This is a genomic window from Demequina maris (genome assembly GCF_000971155.1).
GTDB classification, from domain to species: domain Bacteria; phylum Actinomycetota; class Actinomycetes; order Actinomycetales; family Demequinaceae; genus Demequina; species Demequina maris.
Window position 1 is genome coordinate 52,742 of sequence record NZ_BBLX01000012.1, and the last position, 23,260, is coordinate 76,001.

The following is a 23,260-nucleotide window of genomic DNA, read 5'->3' on the forward strand; positions in this document are numbered from 1 at the left end:
CTGTTGGGGTGCTGACTCTCTCGACCTCGCCAGAGCCCTCGCCGTCCCCCACCCTCGAAGGCGCCGCCAGCGACGTGCAGAACCTCTGGGAGGATCTCACCAGCGACACGTCGGGCCAGTTCATCGGGCTCGGGCTCGCGATCCTGCTGCTCGTCATCGTGTGGTTCGTCGGTCGGGCCGTCATCCGCGGCGTCGTCATGGGCATCGAGAAGGGCACGCCTCTCGACGGCCGGGCCCGCCGCGCGATGCGCAAGGCGAAGATCAAGGTCGCCGAGCCCGACACCATGGAGCTGCGGCTCGAGGGCGAGCGGCGCCGCCAGCGCGCGAACACCATCGGCCGCGTCCTCAACTCGACCCTCGCGGTCGTGCTCGTGACGATCGGCGTCACCACGGTGCTGTCGATGGTCGGCGTGCCGGTCGGTCCGCTCATGGCCTCCGCCGGTGTGGTCGGCGTCGCGCTCGGCTTCGGTGCGCAGTCGCTCGTCAAGGACGTGCTCAGCGGCGTGTTCATGCTTCTCGAGGACCAGTACGGCGTGGGCGACGTGGTCAACCTGGGCGAGGCCACCGGCTCGGTCGAGGAGGTGGGTCTGCGGTGCACACGGCTGCGGTCGCTCGACGGCACCGTCTGGTACGTCCCGAACGGCGAGATCACCCGCGTCGGCAACATGACCCGCATGTGGTCGCGCGCGCTCGTCGAGGTGCGCTTCGCGTACGACACGGACATCGAGGCGGCCCGGGAGGCCATGATCGACGCCGTCAAGGCGGCGCAGCAGGGCCACAAGAAGGTCGCGGCGTCCATCCTGGGCGAGCCCGAGGTCGCCGGCATCGAGTCGCTCGAGTACAACGCGGTGATGCTGCGCCTGCTGGTCCAGACCAACCCCGCCACGCAATGGGACGTGCAGCGCGAGGTGCGCCACGAGATGCGCCGCATCTTCGCCGAGCGCGGCATCGAGCTCGCCGTGCCGGGCGAGGCCATGGTGGTCGACTCGCACGGACCCAAGCGCCTGCTGCACGACTCGGCGCGTCCCGCGGGCGACGAGCAGCCCGTCGACCAGGACGGACGGCCCCTGCCTCCGGCGAACGACGCGGACGACGAGTGAGCACCCCCGGCATGAGCGTGGGCGCCGGACCCGCGCAGGAGCACGGCCAGTCGTTCTTCGACGCGGTGGGCGGCCACGCGACCTTCGACGCGATCGTGCGCGCCTTCTACGAGGGCGTCGCGTCCGACCCCGTGCTGCGGCCCATGTACCCCGAGGACGACATGGAGGGCGCGGTCGAGCGCCTCACGCTGTTCCTCGAGCAGTATTGGGGCGGCCCCACCACCTACTCGGAGACCCGCGGCCACCCGCGCCTGCGGATGCGGCACATGCCGTTCAAGGTCAACCCCGACGCACGCGACCGCTGGATCGCGCACATGCGCGAGGCGGTGGCGCGGCAGAACCTCGCGCCGCTGAACGCGGTCACGCTGATGGACTACCTCGAGCGCGCCGCGCATTCGATGGTGAACACGTTCGAGCCGACGGAGGAGAGCTGATGACCGCGATCGAGGACACCTGGGCGGAATCCGCCGTCGCCGCCGGGATGGCCGTCCTCGACCTGCGCCGCTTCGGCGACACGAGCTTCGAGGGCGACTCGTTGCCCATGCCGGGCGGTCGCGTGTTCGGCGGCCAGGTGCTCGCGCAGGCCCTCCTCGCGGCCGGCGCGACGGTGCCCGAGGACCGCTTCGCGCACTCGCTGCACGGCTACTTCCTGCGGGCGGGCGACGCCGCGCACCCCATCCAGTTCGAGGTCGAGGTGCTGCGCGACGGGCGGTCGTTCTCCGCGCGGCGCACGCACGCGCTGCAGAACGGCCGGCCGATCCTGTCGATGATCACCTCGTTCCAGGTCGAGCAGGAGGGACCCGAGCACGCGGTGACGATGCCCGAGGTGCCCGGTCCCGAGACCGTCCGGTCGGGCATCGACGTGCTGGCTCCTTTCGCGGGCCACCCCTCGGCCGACTTCTGGCTGACCAAGGCGCCGTTCGACGTGCGACACGTCGAGGGCTCGCTGTTCCTGGGCCCGGACAAGCGCCCCAAGCAGTACCAGACGGCCTGGATGAGGTTGCGCGGGCCGATCGACGGCGGCGACCTCATGCACCGCGCGCTCCTGGCCTTCGGCTCCGACCAGGTGATGCTCGAGCCGCTGCTGCGCCGCCACGGCGCGTCCTGGGTGACCCCGGACATCTCCTTCGCGAGCCTCGACCACGCCATGTGGTGGCACCGCCCGGCGCGCGCCGACGAGTGGCTGCTGTTCGTCCAGGACTCGCCGACCGCCCAGGGCGGGCGCGGTCTGACCGGCACGTGGATCTTCTCCGAGGACGGCAGGCTCGTCGCCTCGGCCGCCCAGGAGGGCATGATCCGCCTGCCCTGACCAGCGATCTAGCAGGTCCTTCATCCTCGGCCTCGGGCAACCTTTCGTGCTTTCTGGAATGTTTCATTTCTGTAACGAAGCGTGATCTGGTTGGACACGGGGCGGGTCCCGGTTGTTACGGTCGCAGGGCCGTTCCCACTGGCAAGAGCCAGTCATGAGAACGTCAATGACCAGCCAAAGGCCTCCTGGCGCGCCCCTCCCCGGATGACGCGCCGGAGCGCTAGTAGCGGCGCCGACCGGCGCTGCCCGGCGGGCCCGTGATTGCCGTCCGACGGCTGCGAGTCCTCTCGCTAGCCGAGGCCCTTGCGCACCTGAGACACCCAGGAGCTGAAGGACCGAATGAACGACGACACGATCGCCCTGCGCGCCGAAGGCCTGTACAAGGTCTTCGGCCGCCACGCCGACGAGGCGGTGATCCAGCTGCACCGCGGCACGCCGCGCGACGAGCTCGGCGCCGGCACGACGGCCGCCGTGATCGACGCCTCGTTCGAGGTGCGCCGTGGCGAGATCTTCGTGGTGATGGGGCTGTCCGGCTCGGGCAAGTCGACCCTGATCCGCATGCTCAACGGGCTGCACGACGCGACCGCCGGCACCGTCGAGGTCGCGGGCGAGCGCATCACCGACATCCCGGCCAAGCGCCTGCGGGAGATCCGCCAGAAGCGCATCTCGATGGTCTTCCAGCACTTCGCGCTGCTCCCCCACCGCACCGTGCTCGACAACGTCGCGTACGGCCTCGAGATCCAGGGCGTCGCGCTCGACGAGCGCATCGCCCGCGCCCGCAAGGTCACCGAGATCGTGGGCCTCAAGGGGTGGGAGGAGAAGCACCCCTCGGAGCTCTCCGGCGGCATGCAGCAGCGCGTGGGACTCGCCCGCGCCCTCGCGGCCGACACCGACGTGCTCCTCATGGACGAGGCCTTCTCCGCGCTCGACCCGCTGATCCGCCGCGAGATGCAGGACCAGCTGCTCGAGCTGCAGGCCGAGCTCGGCAAGACCATCATCTTCATCACGCACGACCTCAACGAGGCCATGTACATCGGCGACCGCATCGCCGTCATGCGGGACGGCCGCATCGTCCAGATCGGCTCGCCCGAGGACATCCTCACCAACCCCGCGAACGACTACGTCGAGCAGTTCGTGCAGGACGTCGACCGCACCAAGGTGCTCACGGCGGAGTCCGTGATGCGCAAGCCGCGCGCGGTCGTCCACATCGGCGCCGGCCCCCGCGCCGCGCTCACGATCATGCGCGACGAGCAGCTCGCCGGCGCCTACGTGGTCAACAAGGACCGCACCATCGTCGGCTGGGTGCGCGACCGCGACGTCTTCGACCTCGTCCGACGGGGCGAGAAGGACCTCGCGCCCGTGATCCGCTCGGACCACGGCGCCGTCGCGACCGACACCGCGCTGGCCGACCTGTTCATCCCGTCCCTCGAGGCCGCGCTCCCCCTCGGTGTGCTCGACTCCCGCGACCGCCTCGTCGGCGTGATCCCGCGCGTGACGCTGCTCGCGGCGCTCGGCGGCGAGCCCGAGGCCGCCGCGACCGCGACCCCGCGTCCCGACCCGCTGCCCGCCGAGGTGGTCGACCAGGTGCTGGAGTCCGCCGTCGGATCCCGCGCCGCCCACGCCAAGGAGGCCATCTGATGGAGTTCCGCATCCCCGTCGGCACCTGGATCGACGGCTTCTTCGACTGGCTCGAGGACAGCTTCTCGTGGCTGTTCGAGGCCCTGCGCCAGCTGTTCATCTGGATGTTCGACGCCGTCGACTGGGTCTTCGCGACGCCCCCGGCGCTCGTGGTGATCGCGCTCGTCGCCGTCGCGGCGCTCCTCGCCCGCGGATGGAAGTTCGCAGTCGGCGCGACGTTCGGCCTGCTGTTCATCATGGGAGTCAACCAGTGGGACAACGCGATCGACTCGCTCGCGCTGGTCCTCGTCGCCGCGTTCCTGGCCGTCGTGATCTCGCTCCCGCTCGGCATCTGGGCGGCGCGCAACGACACCGTGTCGAAGATCCTCAAGCCCGTCATGGACTTCCTGCAGACGCTCCCGGCGTTCGTCTACCTCGTGCCCGCGCTCGGCCTGTTCCGCATCGGCGTGGCCCCCGGCATCATCGCCACGCTGATCTTCGCGATGGCGCCCGGCGTGCGCCTCACCGAGCTCGGCATCCGCGGCGTGGACAAGGAGGTCGTCGAGGCCGGCCAGGCGTTCGGCGCCCACCCGCGCCGCATCCTGCGTCAGATCCAGATCCCGCTCGCGATGCCGTCGATCATGGCCGGCATCAACCAGATCATCATGCTGTCGCTGTCGATGGTGGTCATCGCCGGCCTGGTCGGCGCGGGCGGCCTCGGCGGCGACGTCGCCCAGGCGATCTCCGCGCTCAACGTCAGCCTCGGCTTCGAGGCCGGCCTGTCCGTCGTCGTGCTCGCGATCCTGCTCGACCGGTTCACCGCGTCGTTCGGCAAGGGCCTCGGCCTGTACTCGCGGTGGCGGCGGTCGTACGTCGCCAAGAAGGAGGCGGACCAGCAGGCCCGCTTCGACGCCGAGGAGGAGGTCGCCCGCGGCGGACGCCGCCCGGTCGCCTCGCACTGACCCCACCCCCGCATCGTCCCGCCGGACGATGCCCCAGACCTCGCGGCTTCTGAGGGAGCCGCGTGCACCCCGCCCTGCCCGGAAAGGGGCGGCCGGTGCTCACTCCGAGGGGAGACACCCCTCGCTGCGAAAGGAAAAAGATCATGAAGCTTCGCGCCTTCGCGCCCTTCGCCATGGCCGCCGCCGGCGGTCTCGTGCTCGCCGGCTGCTCGTCCTCCGAGGCCGACTCCGACACCGCCGCCTCCGGTGAGGCCGCCGGCGGCGACCTCACCTTCGCCGTGTTCAACGGCTGGGACGAGTCGCTCGCGACCTCGCTCCTGTGGGAGAACGTCCTCGAGGCCCAGGGCTACAACGTCGAGCTCGAGTACGCCGACCCGGCCGTCGTCTTCCAGGGCGTCGCGGACGGCGACTACGACGTCGTGACCGACGTGTGGCTGCCGCTCACCCACGCCTCGTACATCGAGGAGTTCGGCGACGACATGGAGGAGCTCGGCGCCTGGTTCGACTCCGCCGCCCTCACCGTCGCGGTCAACGCCGACGCGCCCGTCGACTCGCTCGCGGACCTCGCCGAGCACGCCGACGAGTTCGGCAACCGCATCGTCGGCATCGAGCCCGGCGCGGGCCTCACCGCCACCGTCCAGGACGCGGTCATCCCGACCTACGGCCTCGAGGACATGGAGTTCCTGACCTCGTCGACCCCGGCGATGCTGTCGGAGCTCGACACCGCCACCTCGAACGGCGAGAACATCATCGTCACGCTGTGGGAGCCGCACTGGGCCTACGGCGCGTACGACCTCAAGAACCTCGAGGACCCCGAGGGCACGCTCGGCGAGGCCGAGAACATCGTGACCTACGGCCGCTCGGGCCTCGGCGAGGACTTCCCCGAGGTCGCCGAGTGGATGGGCGCGTTCACCATGGACGCCGACCACCTGTACGACCTCGAGAACGCCCTCAACGGCGCGGACACGGCCGACTACGCGGACATCGTGTCCGAGTGGGTCGCCGCGAACCAGGAGTGGGTCGACTCGCTCACCGCGTAAGACTCAGCACGGATCGCAGGCGCCGGTCGTCCCTCCGGGGCGGCCGGCGCCTTCGCGTGCCCGCCCCGGCGGCGCGGTCCCCGTCCCGCGGGCGCGGCGCCACTCTCGTTCACGTATGTCAGCGTGGGGTGAAATGGCAGCCGCGAACGGGCCGGGCTCCCGTTCAACACCACGCCCGACGCACCGCTGTTTCACGTCACGGTGATATGCGCGAACGGATGTATGCCGCCGCCCACCGCAACGCTCCGCCATCGGCACCCCACCGCTCAGCGCTTCCGGAACCCGACCGGCTCGTCGAGGTGCGGGCTCCATGCCTCGCGCTCCGCGTCGGTGAGGCGGCGGGGCCGCTGCGTCGCGGAGTCGACCAGCACCAACGTGGTCGCGGCCTTCGCGTAGAGCACGGGCTCCTGCGCGTCGGACGGCGACCACACCTCGTAGCAGATCTCGATGCTCGCTCCGCCGAGCCGGCCGATCCACAGCTGCACGTCGAGCGGGCGGCGCATGTACGGGATCGGCTCGAGGTACTCGATCTGCTGCGCGGCGATGAGCGTGATCGTCTCCGCGTCGGGCCCGCCCGCGATGAGCGCGGTGTGCGGCACCTCGTGCTCCTCCGCGGCCGAGCGGTCCGCCCAGAAGACGCGGATGCGCGCCTCCTCGAGCAAGCGGAGCATCTCCGCGTTGTTGACATGGCCGTAGGCGTCGAGGTCCGACCACCGCAGCGTGATCGGCACGTGGATGCGTGTCATGGAGGCCACGCTAGCGCCAGAACCGACGACACCCCCCGCCTGATGCCAGGCGAGGGGCGTCATGGAATCGGTCGCGAGGTCAGTCGCGGGTGAGCTTGCGGTAGGTCACGCGGTGCGGACGGGCTGCCTCGGCGCCCAGGCGCTCCACCTTGTTGGCCTCGTAGGACTCGAAGTTGCCCTCGAACCAGAACCACTTGGCCGGGTCCTCCTCGGTGCCCTCGTACGCGAGGATGTGCGTCGCGACGCGATCGAGGAACCAGCGGTCGTGCGAGACGACCACGGCGCAGCCGGGGAACTCGAGAAGCGCGTTCTCGAGCGAGCCGAGCGTCTCGACGTCGAGGTCGTTGGTCGGCTCGTCGAGGAGCAGCACGTTGCCGCCCTCCTTGAGCGTGAGGGCCAGGTTGAGGCGGTTGCGCTCACCACCGGACAGCACGCCGGCGGCCTTCTGCTGGTCCGGGCCCTTGAACCCGAACGCGCTGACGTACGCGCGCGAGGGCATCTCGACCTTGCCGACGTTGATGTAGTCGAGGCCGTCGGACACGACCTCCCACAGCGACTTCTTGGGGTCGATGCCGCCGCGGCTCTGGTCCACGTACGACACCTGGACCGTCTCGCCGACCTTGAGCTCGCCGTCGTCGAGCGGCTCGAGGCCCACGATGGTCTTGAACAGCGTGGTCTTGCCGACGCCGTTGGGGCCGATGACGCCGACGATGCCGTTGCGCGGCAGCGAGAACGACAGCCCGTCGATGAGGGTGCGGTCGCCGAAGCCCTTCTTGAGGTTCTTCGCCTCGATCACGGTCGAGCCCAGGCGCGGGCCCGGCGGGATCTGGATCTCCTCGAAGTCGAGCTTCCTGGTGCGCTCCGCCTCGGCGGCCATCTCCTCGTAGCGCGCGAGGCGCGCCTTCGACTTGGTCTGGCGGCCCTTGGCGTTGGACCGCACCCACTCGAGCTCCTCCTTGAGGCGCTTGGCGAGCTTCGCGTCCTTCTTGCCCTGGACCTGCAGGCGCTCCTGCTTCTTCTCGAGGTAGGTCGAGTAGTTACCCTCGTACGGGTAGAGGCGGCCGCGGTCGACCTCGCAGATCCACTCCGCGACGTGGTCGAGGAAGTAGCGGTCGTGGGTGACGGCGAGCACGGCGCCGGGGTACTTGGCGAGGTGCTGCTCGAGCCACAGCACGGACTCGGCGTCGAGGTGGTTGGTGGGCTCGTCGAGGAGCAGCAGGTCGGGCTTCTCGAGGAGCAGCTTGCACAGCGCGACGCGACGGCGCTCACCACCGGAGAGCACCTTGACGTCGGCGTCCGGCGGCGGGCAGCGCAGCGCGTCCATCGCCTGCTCGAGCTGAGCGTCGAGATCCCACGCGTTCGCGTGGTCGAGCTCCTCCTGGAGCGTGCCCATCTCGGAGAGCAGCTTGTCGTAGTCGGCGTCGGGGTTCGCCATCTCCTCGGAGATCGCGTTGAAGCGCTCGAGCTTCTCGTAGATCTCGCCGACACCCTCGCGGACGTTGCCGATGACGTCCTTGTCCTCGTTCAGCGGCGGCTCCTGCAAGAGGATGCCGACCGTGTAGCCGGGGGTGAGGCGCGCCTCGCCGTTGGAGGGCTGCTCGATGCCCGCCATGATCTTGAGGATCGTCGACTTACCTGCGCCGTTGGGTCCCACCACGCCGATCTTCGCGCCCGGGTAGAAGGCCATCGTCACGTCGTCGAGGATGACCTTGTCGCCGTGCGCCTTGCGCGCCTTCTGCATGGTGTAGATGAACTCTGCCACTGCTGCTCCGTCGGTTGTCCTGAGCGGGCGCGCGGGCGCCCGGATGCCGCCCCCTAGCCTACGGGAGGACGATGCGCCGCCGTGGTCGGGCGGCCCGCGCACCCGCTCAGTACGCCGGCTGGGGCGCGTCCTCCGCCTCCGTCGCGGCGAGCTCGTCCTCGTCGACGTCCGGCGGTTCGGTCTCGAACGCGGAGGCGTCGACCGCATCGTCCGCCGATCCGTCGCCCGAGGTGCCCTCGTGCGACGCCTCGATGGCGCCCGCGGCGGCGCTGACATCGGCCGTGGTCATGGACGCGTCGCCGACGGCACGCGAGAACGCGTTGACGAGTCCGCGCGTGCAGTCGGGGCCCACGGCGGTGGCGTCGATGATGTGGTCCACCCGCGGCCCGTCCTTGGCCTCCCACGTGCTGGTCCGCAGGCGTCCGGTCACCACCACCGGCATGCCCTTCTTGATGGACTTCTCGACGGTGATGGCCGCGGAGCGGAACGTCCGCACGGTGAACCACTCGGTCACGCCGTCGACCCACGCGCTCTTCTCGCGATCGAAGTAGCGGGGCGTCGACGCGAGCCGGAACGACGTGAGGGCGAGGTCACCCTGCCCCACGAACAGTTTGGCGTCCGACGCGGCCCACCCCGTCACGGTGATGGTCAGCTCGTTCATGCTTCCTCCCTGGCGCCGCACGGTGCGGCTGGGTCCAGGGTGCGAGCGGTCGGGTGGACGTCGCGCGGTCCTGCGTGGATCAGGGGACGCCGGCACGCGGCGACGCGGCCGGGGACATCGGCCGCGCGGCGCGCTCAGCCGTCGTGCAGGTGGCGGTCGTGCCGCTCGTGGCGGTCCTGGTGGACCGGCGCCCAGATGTCGGCGGGCAGGGGCTCGTCCTCGACCTCGACCACCTCGGGCACCACGGTCTCCGGCTCGACGTCCGGCTCCACGGGCTCGCCCGCGCCCTCGGGCGCGGATGCGCGCGCGATCACCGTGAGCTCGTCGAGGTTGCGGTACGCCTGGTGGATGAGCTGGGTCGGCCGCACGATGCCGGGCTCGATCGCCGCGTGCACGGCCTCCCGGCCCAGCCGCAGCATCTCCTTCTCCATCGCGCTCGCCCCGGACCGGCGGCGCCCGAAGGACGCGTGGCGCGCCTCCGGCCAGGTGACGGCGGCGAGCGCCTCGTCGACGGCAGCGGTGAGCTCGTCCGCGGGCGCGACGGCCTCGCCGATGACGATCCGCCACTGCACCGGCAGGCCCTCGGAGGCCGCGTCGATCCAGTCCAGCCGCTCGCGGTCGACCACCTCGAGGCGCATCGGCTCCTGCGCCGGCACCGAGGACGAGCGGCCCGCGACGACGGCCGCGGCGGCCTCGGCGCGCGCATCGACGCCGGCGGCGGCCGCGAGCGCGGCGACCAGCTCGGACACGTCGGGCAGCACCGGCTCGGCGTCGCGCGCGAGCGCGCGCTCCAGCGTGCGGCCGGCGGCGACCAGGTCCGCGGCGACCGCCTCGGCCGCGACCGATCGCGCCTGCACGGCGCCCTCGAGCTCGGCGCGCAGCACGTCGACTCCCTGGCCCGTGCGGGCGCTCACCGGCATGACGGGCACCGAGTGCATGCCGTCGAGAGCGAGCAGGCGCTGGAGGTCGCGCGCGACCTCCCAGCCCTCCTCGGTGGTGAGCCGGTCGACATGGTTGAGCACCATCAGCGACGGCTGGCCCGTCACGGACGTCTGTCGGAGGTAGCCCTCGTGGATCGCGTTGTCCGCGTACTTCTGCGGGTCGACCACCCACAGCAGCAGGTCGACCTGCGGCACGATGCGGTCGACCACCTCACGGTTGTGCGGGTTCACCGAGTCATGGTCGGGCAGGTCGAGCAGCACGAGGCCCGCGAGCGCGGGATCCGGCATGGTGCCCATGGCGTCGAAGCGCCGCAGCCGGCGGTCGCGCGCCACGCCGAGCCAGTCGAGCAGCGCATCGGCGCGCTCGGGGCCCCACACGGCGGCGCTCACGTCGGAGGTCGTCGGGCGGGCGACGCCCGGCACCGCGAAGTCCACGCCCGTGATGGCGTTGAAGAGGGTCGACTTGCCGGAGCCGGTGCCGCCCGCGAGCGCCACGACCGTCCAGTCGATTCCCAGGTGGAGGCGCTCGTCGCAGCGGTCGACGGCCGCGTGCAGCTCGTCGCGGATGGGCGTGGGGATGGCCTCGCGCGCCCAGTCGAGCGACGAGCGGAGCCGCTCGACGCGCTCGCGCAGCACCGTGGTCTCGTCGTGCGGGGGCAGGTCCTCGAAGCTCACGCTCACAGCAGCCCCCTCAGCTCCGCGCGGCGCAGGCGGATCTTCGCGGACGAGTCCGGCATGAGGGACGGGATGTCGGTGGGCCGCATCATGTCGAGCGACTCGCGGTTCACGCAGTGACGGCGCGCGCCGTCGAGCTCCTCGCGCGCCGCGTCGACCGCCGCGCCGACGGCCTGCGGCGACGTGAGGATCATCAGCACCGTGCGCGCCTCCTCGATGCCGAGCGCGGCGCTCGCGAGGGCCGTCGTGAGGCCCGGCTCGCCGATCACCTGGATGCCGTTGTCGACGCCGGGCAGCTCGAGCACGATCTCCTGGCAGCGGTGCACCCACCGCCGCGACGCGTCCGCGGCCTGACGCTCCCGCGCCTGCCGCGCGTCGCGCGGGTCGCGCCGCTCCGCGAGCCACGGCCCCACGCCGGTGTCGGCGCGCCGCAGCGCGTCCTCCATCGCCTCGGCGACGGACGATGCGGCGAAGACCAGGCGCGACTCGACCGCCTCGAGCAGGTCGCGGTAGATCGCGTGCAACACCTCGTCGCGCTGCTCCCGGGCGGCGCCGCGGCGCACCCACATGCTGTTGCGCAGCTTGAACAGCGCTCCGCCGTCCGCCGTGGCCTGCTGCCAGCGGGCGGTGAGCGCGCCGGTGGCGATGGTCTCCCACCAGCGCTCGCCGCCCTCGTGCGACACCTGGGCCGCGGCGCGCCGCACCTCGCCGCGGACGTCCTTCGCGGCGGCGGACTGGTCGTCCATCGCCTCGGCGAGCGTCTCGAGCCACTCCTTGAGCGACTCGGCGGCGCCGTGGAGCGTGCGTTCGACGATGGTGGTGGCGGACGCGGCGGCGACGGAGTCCAGCCAGCGGCCGAGGCCGCCGACGACGTCGCGCGGGACGATCGACTGGCGGTTGGGCGCCTCGGGGATGACGAACAGCGGGAGGGTCTCGAGGTGCTCCTCGGCGAGCCGGTCGACCAGCTCGCGGCGCACCTGAGCGGCCACGTCGACCGTGACGCGGTTGAGCACGACTGCGATGGACGCGCCACGATCCGCGCCGGCGCGCAGCGCCTCCCAAGGCACCGCGTCGCCGTAGCGGGCGGCGGTCGTGACGAAGATCCACAGGTCCGCGGCCTCCATCATCAGATGGGCGATCTCGCGGTTCTCGCCGCTGATGGAGTCGAGGTCGGGAGAGTCGACGAGCGCGAGCCCGCGCGGCACCGCCTCGGTCGCGATGACCTTGGCGCGCTTGGCGACGTCGGACAGCACCGGGGTGTCCAGCGGGTGGTGGAAGAGGTGCGGCACGCGCGTGGTGGGACGCAGCACGCCCGACGGGGTCAGCTGCTCGCCTACCAGCGCGTTCACCACGGTCGACTTGCCGGCGCCGGTCGAGCCGGCGACCACCACGATCGCGGGCGAGGCCTCCTCGCGCACGCGCGGGATGAGGTGGTGGTCGAGCTGGTCGAGCATCCGCTGGATGGTCGCGCGCGCGTCCTCGACGCCGGCGACGGGGAGGGGCAGCTGCACGCCGGCGACCACGCGCCGGGTGTCGACCAGGGCATCCAGAAGGTTGCCGGGATACGACCACGTCTTGATGGGTCGCATGCTCATGCGACGACGCACCCGATCCTCAACATGCGAACAGGTTAGCGCGGAGGTCACTTACCAGGCGGCACGGGCACGCGTCGCCCCGCTCACGCGCCCGGCCGGCAACGGGACGATGCGCGGGGCGCGCGTGCCGCCGCCGGTAACCTAGGTGCGCGGCTCCGGCCGCCGGCCCCCGTAGCTCAGTGGATAGAGCATCGGACTTCTAATCCGCAGGTCGCTGGTTCGAATCCAGCCGGGGGCGCCGGTGATTCATCAGATGGAAATGGTGGACGTGGGTTCTTCCTGTGCCGCGGTCGAGTTGCGGACGACATTTGGGGGCGGTTTGCGCCCGAGGCTGGGATTCGCTGGCGCATTCCTCGTGCTCACGGGAATCATCGCGTGGTCTGGTTTCTCCATGGCGGATCCAAACTACGGTTGGATCTTCGTAGACGATACGGCGACGAGGGTCCGAAACGTGGCTTTCATACTGGTTGGCATCTACGGAATCGGCATGGTCGTCCGGCTGCTCGGAATGGCGAGCGGTCGTCGGCCGTGGGCGACTATAGAAGTCGACGAAGGTCGCCTAATCGTTGAATGCAGTAGTTGGGTGCCATTCGCCCGAGTTCGTCGCGAAGAACTTGAGCTTCCTGTAGAAGTCATCTGGGAGGAAGCTCGCGACATACACCTTCTCCCCGGCGCTTGGTTGCGCACGCTCCGACTCCGATCAGGCAGCCGAGACGCCCGAGTGATGGCTTTCTGGCCATGGGACGCAGCCAGCGTCGCAGCGCTTGAGAGACTCCTGGCATGCTGACCGCCTGAGGAACACGGCTGTGTGCACGCTGTGTGCACGCGACTAGGACGAGACAGCCCTCACATGTCACCGGAACCGACGGGGCTGCTCGGGAATCGTGCTCCGGAACGGACAGGACGAGGCGTGACGAGCCATTCGCAGCGCCCGGAATGGGCCGGGTCTATTGCTGGGCACTTCTAATCCGCAGGTCGCTGGTTCGAATCCAGCCGGGGGCGCCCTCAGGCCCCGCCCTCCGCGAGCCTCGCGATCTCGCGCATCATCCGGCGGCTCATCACGAACGCGATCGCCTCGAGCGGGAAGCGCCCGAACGCGAGCCGGCTCCCCCAGTCGTCCGAGTAGTCGTACCGGCCGCGGGTGAGCAGCCGGCTCCCGCCGCCCGGGGCCTCCCGGACGACGAACTGCCAGGTCGCCGCTCCCCCGCCCTGCTCGCCGCCGACGTCGGCCGGCGCACCGACGAGCACGAGCGCGCGAGGCGGGTCGACGACCGCGACCCGCATCGGCGGCGCCTCCGGATGCAGGCGGATCTCGTCGCCGACGACCGGGTGCTGATGCTCGGGCAGCACCTCCGTCGTGTTGACGATGCGGCACCCGAGCAGGTTCTCGAGTGACTGGTAGGAGTAGAAGCCGCCGCGGCCCTGACCGATCTGCGCGATCCACGGCCACACCGCCGCTGGCGGGGCGGCGACGTCGACGCCCAGGGTGTACGCCCACCTCGGGTCCGGCACGAGGTCGTCGCCCGGCAGCGCATCGGCCGCCTCGGTGCCGACCGTGCCCCAGTGCAGCCGCCCGTCACCGGCGAGCGGCGTGGCGGCGAGGTGCAGCGCGATGAGCCCGGCGCCCTCGAGCGCCGGCACGATGCCGACGCCGGGCGGACGCGACCCTCGACGACCTCCAGCCCCCACGGCGACCCCCTGCCCTCCCGCTCATCATGCTCCCGCGCCGCCGCCACCGCATCGTCGCTGCGCAGGAATCCGGGACCATAACCGTGCACAGGTCCCAGATCAGGACCGATGCCGTCCACTAGCCTGCGAGGAGGCAATCACGAGCTCGACCCGCAGCCCGTGTCGGCGACAGTCCTTCCGCGGGTCGACCGAGACACGTGCGTCGCGGCCGCCGCCGGGATGCGCGGGACGGGATGGACGATGCGCATAGGAGTCCCCGCGGAGACGCGAGCGGGCGAGCGGCTGGTCGCCGCGAGCCCCGCCTCCGTGGCCCAGCTCATCAAGCTGGGCTACCAGGTCGACGTCGAGAAGGGTGCGGGCACCTCCGCGAGCTTCCTCGACGAGCAGTACGAGGCCTCGGGCGCGACGCTCGTCGACACCGAGGCCGCGTGGAGCGCGGACGTCGTCACGTGCGTCAACGCGCCCACGCAGGAGCAGGTGTGGGGCCTGCGCGAGAACACGACCGTCGTGTCGATGATGTCGCCGCAGTCGAACCCCGAGCTGCTCGCGGCCCTCAACGAGCGCGACGCCACCGCCCTGGCCCTCGACGCCGTCCCCCGCGTCTCCCGCGCGCAGGCCATCGACGTCCTCTCCACCCTCTCGAACGTCGCCGGCTACCGGGCCGTGATCGAGGCCGCCGAGCAGTACGGCGGCATGTTCACCGGCCAGGTGACCGCCGCCGGCAAGACCGCCCCCGCCACCGTGTTCATCATCGGCGCCGGCGTCGCGGGCCTCGCCGCGATCGGCGCCGCCAGCTCGCTCGGCGCCCAGGTCCGGGCCTTCGACGTCCGCCCCGAGGTCGCCGAGCAGATCGAGTCGATGGGCGGCACGTTCGTCCACGCGCCCGAGGCGCAGCAGGAGATCAGCGCGGACGGCTACGCGAAGCCCCTCACCGAGGAGCAGCAGGCCGCCGCGATGCGGGTGTACGCAGCGGAGGCCGCCAAGGCCGACGTCGTCATCACCACCGCGCTCGTGCGCGGCACCGCCCCCACGACGATCACGGCGCACGTGGTCGCGGGCATGCGGCCTGGCTCGGTCATCGTCGACCTCGCCGCCTCGGGCGGCGGCAACTGCGAGCTCACCGTCCCGGGCGAGACCGTCGTCTCGGACAACGGCGTGACGATCGTGGGCTACACCGACCTCACGAGCCGCATGCCGCGCCACACGTCGACGCTGTTCGGCACCAACATCGTGCACCTCATGGAGCTGCTGACGCCGGGCAAGGACGGCGTCCTGGTCCTCGACCTCGAGGACCCGGTCCAGCGCGGCATGACCGTCGCGCACGCCGGCGAGATCATGTGGCCGCCGCCGCCCGTGTCGGTCTCCGCGGCGCCCGCGCCCGCCGCGGCGCAGGGCCCCACCGAGGAGGAGCTCGCGGAGAAGGCGCGCGCCGAGGCCGAGGCCGCCGCGCGCAAGGCCAGGCGCCGCAACTGGCTCTACGGCGCCGGCGCGGTCGCCGCGCTCGTGCTGCTCTCCTTCGCGGACTCCGCGACGGTGCAGCACCTCACCGTCTTCGCCCTCGCGGTCATCGTCGGCTTCTACGTGATCTCGAACGTCAAGCACTCGCTGCACACGCCGCTGATGTCCCAGACGAACGCGATCTCCGGCATCATCCTCGTCGGCGCGCTCCTGCAGATCGGCTCGGACGACGCGGTGGTGTCGACGCTCGCGTTCATCGCCGCGGCCGTGGCCAGCATCAACATCTTCGGTGGCTTCCTGGTGACCTACAGGATGCTCGGCATGTTCCGGAAGGACGCATGATGACCCTCACCTCGCTCGCCCAGGCGACCTACGTCGTCGCCGCCGTGCTGTTCGTCCTGTCCCTCGCGGGCCTGGCCAAGGAGGAGACCGCACGCCGCGGCAACATCCTCGGCATGGTCGGCATGGGCCTCGCGCTCGCCGCGACCGTGGTCCTCTCGCTCGACCAGTCCGAGCGCCCCGTGCTCGTCACGGCCCTGCTCATCGCGATGGTCTTCGCGATCGGCGCCTCGATCGGCACGTGGCGCGCCCGCACCGTCGAGATGACGCAGATGCCCGAGCTCATCGCGATGCTGCACAGCTTCGTCGGCGCCGCCGCGGTGCTCGTGGGCTTCAACTCGCACCTCACCGAGGAGGCCGACCCGGTCCACCAGATCGAGGTCTTCCTCGGCATCCTCATCGGCGCGGTCACGCTCACCGGGTCGATCGTCGCGTACCTCAAGCTGTCGGCGCGCATGAAGTCCCGCCCGCTCACGCTGCCCGGCCGCAACTGGCTCAACCTGGGCGCGCTCGTCGCGAGCGCGGGGCTCCTCGCCTGGTACCTCGCCAGCGACAGCATCGTGCCGCTCGCGATCATGACCGCGATCGCGCTGCTGCTGGGCTTCCACCTGGTGGCGGCGATCGGCGGCGGCGACATGCCCGTCGTGGTGTCGATGCTCAACTCGTACTCCGGCTGGGCGGCCGCCGCGGCGGGCCTCATGCTGAGCAACGACCTGCTCATCGTCACCGGCGCGCTCGTCGGCTCGTCCGGTGCGATCCTCTCCTACCTCATGTGCAAGGCCATGAACCGCGCGTTCCTGTCCGTGATCCTCGGCGGCTTCGGCACCGAGGGCGGCACCACCGCGTCCGAGGGCCCGCAGGGCGAGCACCGCGAGGTCAAGGCCCCCGAGGTCGCCTCGCTCCTCGCCGGCGCATCGTCCGTGGTCATCGTGCCCGGCTACGGCATGGCCGTCGCAAAGGCGCAGTACCCCGTCGCGGACCTCGTCTCGACGCTGCGCCACCAGGGCGTCACGGTGCGCTTCGGCGTCCACCCGGTCGCCGGCCGCCTGCCCGGCCACATGAACGTGCTGCTCGCCGAGGCGAAGGTGCCGTACGACATCGTGCTCGAGATGGACGAGATCAACGAGGACTTCCCCGAGACCGACGTGGTCCTCGTCATCGGCGCCAACGACGTGGTCAACCCGTCCGCGCTCGAGGACCCGGGCTCGCCGCTCGCCGGCATGCCGGTGCTCGAGGTGTGGAAGGCGGGCCAGTGCATCGTCTTCAAGCGCTCGATGGCCACGGGCTACGCGGGCGTCCAGAACCCGCTGTTCTTCCGCGACAACTCGGCGATGTTGTTCGGCGACGCGAAGACGCAGGTCGAGGCGATCCTCACGGAGCTGCGCTCGCGCGACGGCGCCGCGGTCTAGCTCCTACACCGCGAGGGCCCGATTCCCGTAGTACGGGAATCGGGCCCTCGTGCGCGTTCAGGCCGCGACGGCCTCGCGGGAGGACGATGCGGCGGGCGCCTCGGCCGGCAGGCGCAGCCCGCGCGCCAGCAGGGTGATCGCGAGGCTGATCTCCCAGACGAAGATCGGGATGGCGGCGACCGAGCGCGCGGTCGTGACCTCGCCCTGGAGGCCGAACATCACGGTGAGGTTGGACGCGGTCACGAGCACCGCGCCCGCGATGCCGACCGCCGGGATCCAGCGCGGCACCGCGCGCAGGCGCCACAGCACCGACGCGAGCACCACGGTGTGGACGCCGACCACGAGGCCCGCGCCCACGAGGAACGTGCCCGAGTACAGCTCGCGCAGCGCGAGCCCGGCGGCGCCGGCCGCCTCCCCCGCGTCACGCAGCGCGACCAGGGCGACCACGGCGGTCGCGCCGATGAGGATGACGCCGGCCTCGAGCCCGCGCAGGGTCACGTAGGACAGCGAGCCCACCCGCGCGTGGCGTCGCAGCAGCGGGAACAGGAACAGCCCCGTGCCGAGCGCGGCGACGGCGAGTGCGACGTCGAGCAGCGCGCCGACGAGCTGCGGCGTGCCGGGGTCGGTGCCGGCGAGCCAAGCGTCGTCGGTGACCATCGGGCCGTAGAGGATCACGGCGCCGACGGACGTGACGTGGGTGACGAGGTACAGGGCGCCGGCGAGGGCGGCGAGGCGGCGATCGGTGTGCATGGGGCTCCCCCTTCGAAGCTGCGGTGAACGCGAGGTGTACGGCGTACACCTATAACGCGTTCACAGTAAGGTGTATGACGTACACCGTCAAGAGATCACGACGAGGAGATCCGATGCCCGAGCCCGAGCACCCCGCAGGCCGACGTCCGCGGCTCACCCGCGAGCGCGTGCTCGAGGAGGCCGTGGCGCTCGCCGACGAGGCCGGGTTCGACGGGCTGAGCATGCGGACCCTCGCGGACCGGCTCGGCGTGGTGCCGATGGCGCTGTACAAGCACGTCCGCGACAAGGAGGCGCTGCTCGACGGGATGGTCGAGACGGTGCTCGCCGAGGTCCCGCCCCCGCCGGATGAGCCGGGCGCCGGGTGGAAGGCCGCCGCCCGCACCCGCGTGCTCGACACCCGGCGCGCGCTCCAGCGCCACCCGTGGGCGTGGCGCGCGCTCGAGACCCGGCCCGCCCCCACGCCGGCGATGCTCGACCACATGGAGGCGATGCTGCGCATCCTGCGCGGCGGCGGCGTCTCGCCGCAGCTCACGCACCACGCGATGCACGCGCTCGGCAGCCGCATCTGGGGCTTCACCCAGGAGGTCGGCGCCTCCGGGCCGCCGCCCACCGACCCCGACGAGATCGCCGCCGTGATGGCCGCGATGGCGGCGCGGTGGCCCGCGGTGCTCGAGTCCGCGATGAGCGCGGGCCACGACCCGGACACCACCGTGGGCGCCGGTTGCGACGACGACTTCGAGTTCGCGTTCGCGCTCGACCTCATCCTGGACGGGACCGAGGCGCTGGACGCACGCGGCTGGACGCCGTGGGAGGGCGTCGCCGCAGGTGCGGAGGGCTAGGCTGGGCCCGTGACCACCGATCCGCGGTTCGCTCGGAGCGCCGACGCGCTGGCCGACGCGGTCCTCGCGCTGGCCGCGGACCGCCCGATCGAGCGGGTGTCCGTGACGGAGGTGGCGCGCCTCGCCGGCGTCACCCGGGCGACGTTCTACAACCACGCGACCTCGCCCGCCGCGCTGCTCGCGCAGGTGCTCGAGCGGGAGCTCGACGAGATCCGCGGCGACTTCCTCGGCCGGGTCGCGAACGGCCCGGTCGACGTCGAGCAGATCTGGCGCTCGTCCGAGCTCACGCTCGTCGACCACGTGCTCGCGCACCAGGCGGTCTACCGGCAGGGCCTCACCGCCGCGGACGACCCGCGCGGCTCGGTGCTCGCGACGCTGCTCGCCAACCACGTCGAGGTGAGCCTCGGCGCGCTCGCGCGGTCGCACGGCGCGCCCGAGGTGGGGCCGGAGGCGACGCGGGTCGCGATGGCCGCCGCGTTCGTGGGCCAGGGCACCGCGGGCGCCCTGCGCGCGTGGCTCAACTCCGCGCCTCCGCACGATCCCGCGGAGGCGGTGGACGCGCTCCTGTCGCTCATCCCGCCGATGTGGTTCGCGGTCGCGCGCGCCTGAGCCGCCCGTACCGCACCGCGTGCAGGAATCCCCCGGGACCTCCGGGTGTTCCTCCCCTCACCGGCACCCGTCATCATGGGACCGGTCCCCCCGTCGAAGGAAGCGCATGACGTCAGCACTGTTCTCGCCCCTGCCCCTCCGCGCCGTCGAGGCGCGCAACCGCCTGTGGGTGAGCCCGCTGTGCCAGTACTCGTGCGAGGAGCAGGACGGCGTGCCCGGCGACTGGCACCTCGTGCACCTGGGCTCGTTCGCGCGCGGCGGCGCCGGGCTCGTGATGGCCGAGGCGACGGCGGTGCTCCCCGAGGGCCGCATCTCCCCGTGGGACACGGGCATCTGGGACGACGCGCAGCGTGACGCGTGGGCGCGCATCGTCCGCTTCATCCACGGCCAGGGCGCGCTCGCCGCGGTCCAGCTCGCGCACGCCGGCCGCAAGGCCTCGACGTACCGCGAGTGGACCGGCTCGGGCACCGTCCCCGCGAGCGAGGGCGGCTGGACCACGGTGGCGCCGTCCGCGATCGCCTTCGGCGGCTACGCCGAGCCCGTCGCCCTCGACGAGGACGGCATCGCCGCCGTGGTCGACGCGTTCGCCGAGGCGGCACGCCGCTCGCTCGAGGCCGGCTTCGACGTGCTCGAGGTGCACGCCGCGCACGGCTACCTCCTCCACCAGTTCCTCTCCCCCCTGTCGAACACCCGCGAGGACCGCTGGGGCGGCAGCCTCGTCGGCCGCGCGCGGCTGCTGCTCCACGTGGTGCGGCGCGTCCGCGAGGTGGCGGGCCCCGACGTCCCCGTCTTCGTCCGTGTCTCCGCGACCGACTGGCGCGAGCCCGAGGGCTGGACGCTCGACGACACCGTGACCGTCGCGCAGTGGCTGCGCGAGGCCGGCGCGGACCTCGTCGACACGTCCACCGGCGGCCTCGTCCCCGACGCCCGCATCCCGGTCGCCCCGGGCTACCAGGTGCCGCACGCGACCGCGATCCGCGAGCGCTCGGGCATCGCCGCCACCGCGGTGGGCCAGATCGTGGACGCACGCCAGGCCGAGGCCATCGTCTCCTCCGGCCAGGCCGACGCCGTGTTCGTGGGCCGCGAGTTCATGCGCGACCCGCACCTGCCGCTGCGCGCGGCGCACGAGCTGGGCGCCGAGATCGACTACTGGCCGCCGCAGTACCGCCGCGCATCCTTCACGGGCCGCCCGGAGCTCGTCGCCGCGGAGGCCTGAGCCGCTACGCGTCGACCGCGCGCGTCGATCCCCGCACCACGAGCTGCGTCGGGATCGGCGTGTCCGCGGTGTCCGCGGTGTGCTCCTCGAGCGCGACCAGCACCTTGTGCATGACGAGCCGCCCGAGCGCCTCGAAGTCCTGACGCATCGTGGTGAGCGGCGGGTAGAGGTAGCCCGCCTCCGGGATGTCGTCGAAGCCCACGACGCTCACGTCCTCCGGCACCCGCAGCCCGCGCCCGCGCAGGGCCGACAGCAGCCCGATCGACATCTGGTCGTTCGCCACGAAGATCGCCTGGCCGGGCTCGACGTCCAGCTCCGCGCCGAGCCGGTAGCCGCTCGCGGCGGACCAGTCGCCGACCGCCGGCTCGACCACCTCGAGGCGTCGCGCGGCGAGCTCGTCGCGCCAGCCGCGCTCCCGCTCCGCCGCATCCGGCGCGTCGCTCGGGCCCGCGAGGTGGAGGATCCGCGTGTGGCCGAGCTCGGCGAGGTGGCGCACCGCGGCGCGCGCGCCCCGGTACTGGTCGATGGAGACGATGCGCGGGTCACGATGCGGCGTCGACGCCGCGGCGACCACGGGGATGCCGAGGTCGAGGCCCCGCACGACCTCGAGGGCGGCCGCCTGCGCGACCACCACGACGATCGCGTCGACGCGCTGCCGCAGCAGCCCCTCGATGCTCGCGCGCACCACCGCGGGGTCGTCCTCGGGGGCGCTCACCGCGTCGACGCTGTAGCGCGCCTCCCGCGCCGCGATGTTGATGTGCATCGCCACGGCCGCGGGGCCGTGGTCGGTGACCGTCGGGGTGAGGAGGCCGATGGTGCGGGTGCGCCGCGTCACCAGCGCGCGCGCCGCGGGCGACGGGCTGTAGTGCAGCTGCGCGATCGCCTTCTCGACCCGCTCCTTGGTCGCGGGCCGCACGTTCGGCATGCCGTTGAGCACGCGCGACACGGTCTGGTGCGAGACGCCCGCGAGCCGCGCGACGTCGAAGATGTTCGCGGCTTTCGCGCCCTTGTCCTCCGGCATGCCTACTCGCCGTCCTCGTCGGGCTGCGCGACGAGCGCGAGCAGCGAGTCGGCGGTGAGGAGCCCGGCCGGCGCCGTGCGGACGATGCGGCCGTCGCGGACCACGGCGACGCGGTCGCCGACGCGCAGCACCTCCTCCAGCTCGGCGGAGATGAAGATCACCGACATGCCGTTGTCGGCGAGCTCGCCCACGAGGTTCTGGATCTCGACCTTCGCGCCGACGTCGATGCCGCGCGTGGGCTCGTCGAGCACGAGCACGCGCGGGGACAGCGCGAGCAGCCGCGCGAGCAGCACCTTCTGCTGGTTGCCGCCGGAGAGCGTGCCCGCGGGCCGGTCGAGGTCCGGCGGGCGGATGTCGAGCGCCTCGACCCAGCTCGCCGCGAGCTCGCGGCGCCGCGCGGCGGGGATCTGCCGGAGCACGCCGCGCTCGGACTGCAGCGCGAGCGTGATGTTGTCGAGCACGCTCAGCTCCGCGACGATGCCGTCGCGGCGGCGGTCCTCGGACGAGTAGACGATGCCCAGCGCCATCCCGCGGCGCGGCGAGTCCAGGTGGACGTCCTCGCCCTCGACGCTGATGGTGCCCGCGTCGGTGCGCGTGACGCCGGTGAGGGCGCGCGCGAGGGAGGTGCGACCGGAGCCGAGCAGGCCCGCGACGCCGAGCACCTCGCCCTCGCCCAGGTCGACGTCGGCGTCGGCGATGCCGTGCCGCGCGGTGACGCCGCGCGCCCGCAGGACGACCGCGGCCTCGGGCCCCGCATCGTCCGGGTGGTCGCGCTCCTTGAGGTCGGCCACGTCGCGGCCGAGCATCTTCTGCACGAGGTCGATGCGCAGCAGCTCGGTCGTGAGGTACTCCCCCACGAACGCGCCGTCGCGCAGCACCGTGACGCGGTCGCAGATCTCGTAGACCTGGTCGAGGAAGTGCGACACGAACAGGATCGCGACGCCGCGGGACTTGAGGTCACGGATGACGCGGAACAGCTCGCCGACCTCGTCCAGGTCGAGGCTCGAGGTCGGCTCGTCGAGGACCAGGATCCGCACGTCGGTGGAGATCGCGCGCGCGATGGCGACGAGCTGCTGGACGGCGACCGAGTGCTGGCCGAGCATCGACGCCGGGTCGATGTCGAGCCCCAGGTCGAGCAGGATCTCGCGCGCCCGCGCCTGCATGAGCCGCGTGCTGATGACCCCGCCGCGGCGCGGCTCGCGCCCGAGGCAGATGTTCTCCGCCACGGACAGGTTGGGCAGCACCTCGATCTCCTGGTAGACGGTGCTGATGCCCGCCGCCTGCGCCTCGTGGGGGCTCGCGAAGGCCACGTGGTCGCCCTCGAGGCGCAGCTCCCCCTCGTCGAGCGGCAGCGCGCCGGTGATCGCCTTGATCAGCGTCGACTTGCCGGCGCCGTTCTCGCCCATGAGCGAGTGCACCTCGCCGGGGAACAGCCGGAAGTCGACGCGGTCCAGCGCGGCATCGGCACCGAAGCGCACCGTCGCGCCGGTGAGCTCCAGCAACGGCCGCACCTCGTCCACCG

General features: G+C 72.1%; 20 protein-coding genes and 1 tRNA gene. 12 read left to right on the top strand and 9 right to left on the bottom strand.

Features of this window, described 5'->3' with window-relative positions; all coding sequences use genetic code 11:
• Nucleotides 1–8 precede the first annotated feature (8 nt).
• The 6 genes from AOM02_RS12315 (at nt 9) to AOM02_RS12340 (ending at nt 6,028) form a co-directional block, all read left to right on the top strand.
• Nucleotides 9–1,100 carry a mechanosensitive ion channel family protein gene (locus AOM02_RS12315; RefSeq protein WP_169746637.1) on the top strand — a complete coding sequence of 364 codons (1,092 nt, stop codon included), beginning with the start codon at nt 9–11 and terminating at the stop codon, nt 1,098–1,100.
• 11 nt (nt 1,101–1,111) lie between these two features.
• The gene (locus tag AOM02_RS12320; RefSeq protein WP_062299632.1) at nt 1,112–1,534 is read left to right on the top strand and encodes a globin; all 423 of its coding nucleotides are present in this window, start codon (nt 1,112–1,114) and stop codon (nt 1,532–1,534) included.
• Nucleotides 1,534–2,409 carry an acyl-CoA thioesterase gene (locus AOM02_RS12325; RefSeq protein ID WP_062299635.1) on the top strand — a complete coding sequence of 292 codons (876 nt, stop codon included), beginning with the start codon at nt 1,534–1,536 and terminating at the stop codon, nt 2,407–2,409. Before AOM02_RS12320 ends, AOM02_RS12325 begins: the two co-directional genes overlap by 1 nt.
• A 339-nt stretch (nt 2,410–2,748) precedes the next feature.
• Entirely contained in the window at nt 2,749–4,047 is a 1,299-nt protein-coding gene (locus AOM02_RS12330) for a quaternary amine ABC transporter ATP-binding protein (RefSeq protein ID WP_062299638.1), read from the top strand.
• Nucleotides 4,047–4,988 (top strand): ABC transporter permease, encoded by a 942-nt coding sequence (locus AOM02_RS12335; protein WP_062299641.1) that lies wholly within the window; start codon nt 4,047–4,049, stop codon nt 4,986–4,988. Before AOM02_RS12330 ends, AOM02_RS12335 begins: the two co-directional genes overlap by 1 nt.
• A 143-nt stretch (nt 4,989–5,131) precedes the next feature.
• Entirely contained in the window at nt 5,132–6,028 is an 897-nt protein-coding gene (locus AOM02_RS12340; protein ID WP_062299644.1) for a glycine betaine ABC transporter substrate-binding protein, read from the top strand.
• A gap of 266 nt (nt 6,029–6,294) precedes the next feature.
• Here AOM02_RS12340 and AOM02_RS12345 read toward each other — a convergent pair whose 3' ends face one another.
• From AOM02_RS12345 to AOM02_RS12365, 5 genes are all read right to left on the bottom strand, one after another.
• The gene (locus AOM02_RS12345; protein ID WP_062299647.1) at nt 6,295–6,774 is read right to left on the bottom strand and encodes an acyl-CoA thioesterase; all 480 of its coding nucleotides are present in this window, start codon (nt 6,772–6,774) and stop codon (nt 6,295–6,297) included.
• A gap of 79 nt (nt 6,775–6,853) precedes the next feature.
• Nucleotides 6,854–8,536 carry an energy-dependent translational throttle protein EttA gene (ettA, locus tag AOM02_RS12350; RefSeq protein WP_062299650.1) on the bottom strand — a complete coding sequence of 561 codons (1,683 nt, stop codon included), beginning with the start codon at nt 8,534–8,536 and terminating at the stop codon, nt 6,854–6,856.
• Nucleotides 8,537–8,642: 106 nt separating this feature from the next.
• Nucleotides 8,643–9,197 (bottom strand): single-stranded DNA-binding protein, encoded by a 555-nt coding sequence (locus tag AOM02_RS12355; protein WP_062299653.1) that lies wholly within the window; start codon nt 9,195–9,197, stop codon nt 8,643–8,645.
• Between the two features lie 134 nt (nt 9,198–9,331).
• On the bottom strand, nt 9,332–10,819 hold the full coding sequence (locus AOM02_RS14535; RefSeq protein ID WP_169746638.1) for a GTPase: 1,488 nt from the start codon (nt 10,817–10,819) through the stop codon (nt 9,332–9,334).
• On the bottom strand, nt 10,816–12,408 hold the full coding sequence (locus AOM02_RS12365) for a dynamin family protein (protein WP_062299658.1): 1,593 nt from the start codon (nt 12,406–12,408) through the stop codon (nt 10,816–10,818). The genes AOM02_RS14535 and AOM02_RS12365 overlap by 4 nt, the downstream gene beginning before the upstream one ends.
• A 165-nt stretch (nt 12,409–12,573) precedes the next feature.
• On the opposite strand from AOM02_RS12365, the gene AOM02_RS12370 reads away from it, so the two are divergent.
• Nucleotides 12,574–12,646: transfer RNA gene (locus tag AOM02_RS12370), tRNA-Arg, on the top strand.
• A 767-nt stretch (nt 12,647–13,413) separates the two neighbouring features.
• Here AOM02_RS12370 and AOM02_RS12375 read toward each other — a convergent pair.
• The gene (locus AOM02_RS12375) at nt 13,414–14,049 is read right to left on the bottom strand and encodes an SRPBCC family protein (protein WP_228372637.1); all 636 of its coding nucleotides are present in this window, start codon (nt 14,047–14,049) and stop codon (nt 13,414–13,416) included.
• Nucleotides 14,050–14,337: 288 nt separating this feature from the next.
• On the opposite strand from AOM02_RS12375, the gene AOM02_RS12380 reads away from it, so the two are divergent.
• Entirely contained in the window at nt 14,338–15,897 is a 1,560-nt protein-coding gene (locus AOM02_RS12380; RefSeq protein ID WP_062299660.1) for a Re/Si-specific NAD(P)(+) transhydrogenase subunit alpha, read from the top strand.
• Nucleotides 15,897–17,303 carry a Re/Si-specific NAD(P)(+) transhydrogenase subunit beta gene (pntB, locus tag AOM02_RS12385; RefSeq protein ID WP_062299662.1) on the top strand — a complete coding sequence of 469 codons (1,407 nt, stop codon included), beginning with the start codon at nt 15,897–15,899 and terminating at the stop codon, nt 17,301–17,303. The genes AOM02_RS12380 and pntB overlap by 1 nt, the downstream gene beginning before the upstream one ends.
• A gap of 57 nt (nt 17,304–17,360) precedes the next feature.
• Here pntB and AOM02_RS12390 read toward each other — a convergent pair whose 3' ends face one another.
• The gene (locus AOM02_RS12390) at nt 17,361–18,053 is read right to left on the bottom strand and encodes a DUF4386 domain-containing protein (protein ID WP_062299664.1); all 693 of its coding nucleotides are present in this window, start codon (nt 18,051–18,053) and stop codon (nt 17,361–17,363) included.
• A gap of 113 nt (nt 18,054–18,166) precedes the next feature.
• Between AOM02_RS12390 and AOM02_RS12395 the strand changes: the two genes are divergently transcribed.
• The 3 genes from AOM02_RS12395 to AOM02_RS12405 all read left to right on the top strand — a co-directional run bounded on the left by AOM02_RS12395 (nt 18,167) and on the right by AOM02_RS12405 (nt 20,717).
• Nucleotides 18,167–18,892: a TetR/AcrR family transcriptional regulator gene (locus tag AOM02_RS12395; RefSeq protein WP_062299667.1), complete on the top strand. Its 726-nt coding sequence runs from the start codon at nt 18,167–18,169 to the stop codon at nt 18,890–18,892.
• A gap of 9 nt (nt 18,893–18,901) precedes the next feature.
• The gene (locus AOM02_RS12400) at nt 18,902–19,501 is read left to right on the top strand and encodes a TetR/AcrR family transcriptional regulator (protein WP_062299669.1); all 600 of its coding nucleotides are present in this window, start codon (nt 18,902–18,904) and stop codon (nt 19,499–19,501) included.
• A 106-nt stretch (nt 19,502–19,607) separates the two neighbouring features.
• Nucleotides 19,608–20,717 (top strand): NADH:flavin oxidoreductase/NADH oxidase, encoded by a 1,110-nt coding sequence (locus tag AOM02_RS12405; RefSeq protein WP_062299671.1) that lies wholly within the window; start codon nt 19,608–19,610, stop codon nt 20,715–20,717.
• Between the two features lie 4 nt (nt 20,718–20,721).
• Here the strand turns inward: AOM02_RS12405 and AOM02_RS12410 are convergent, their stop codons facing one another.
• Together AOM02_RS12410 and AOM02_RS12415 are read right to left on the bottom strand one after the other, a co-directional pair.
• Nucleotides 20,722–21,738 (bottom strand): LacI family DNA-binding transcriptional regulator, encoded by a 1,017-nt coding sequence (locus AOM02_RS12410; protein ID WP_062299673.1) that lies wholly within the window; start codon nt 21,736–21,738, stop codon nt 20,722–20,724.
• 2 nt (nt 21,739–21,740) lie between these two features.
• Nucleotides 21,741–23,258 (bottom strand): sugar ABC transporter ATP-binding protein, encoded by a 1,518-nt coding sequence (locus AOM02_RS12415; RefSeq protein ID WP_062299675.1) that lies wholly within the window; start codon nt 23,256–23,258, stop codon nt 21,741–21,743.
• Between the last annotated feature and the right edge of the window lie 2 nt (nt 23,259–23,260).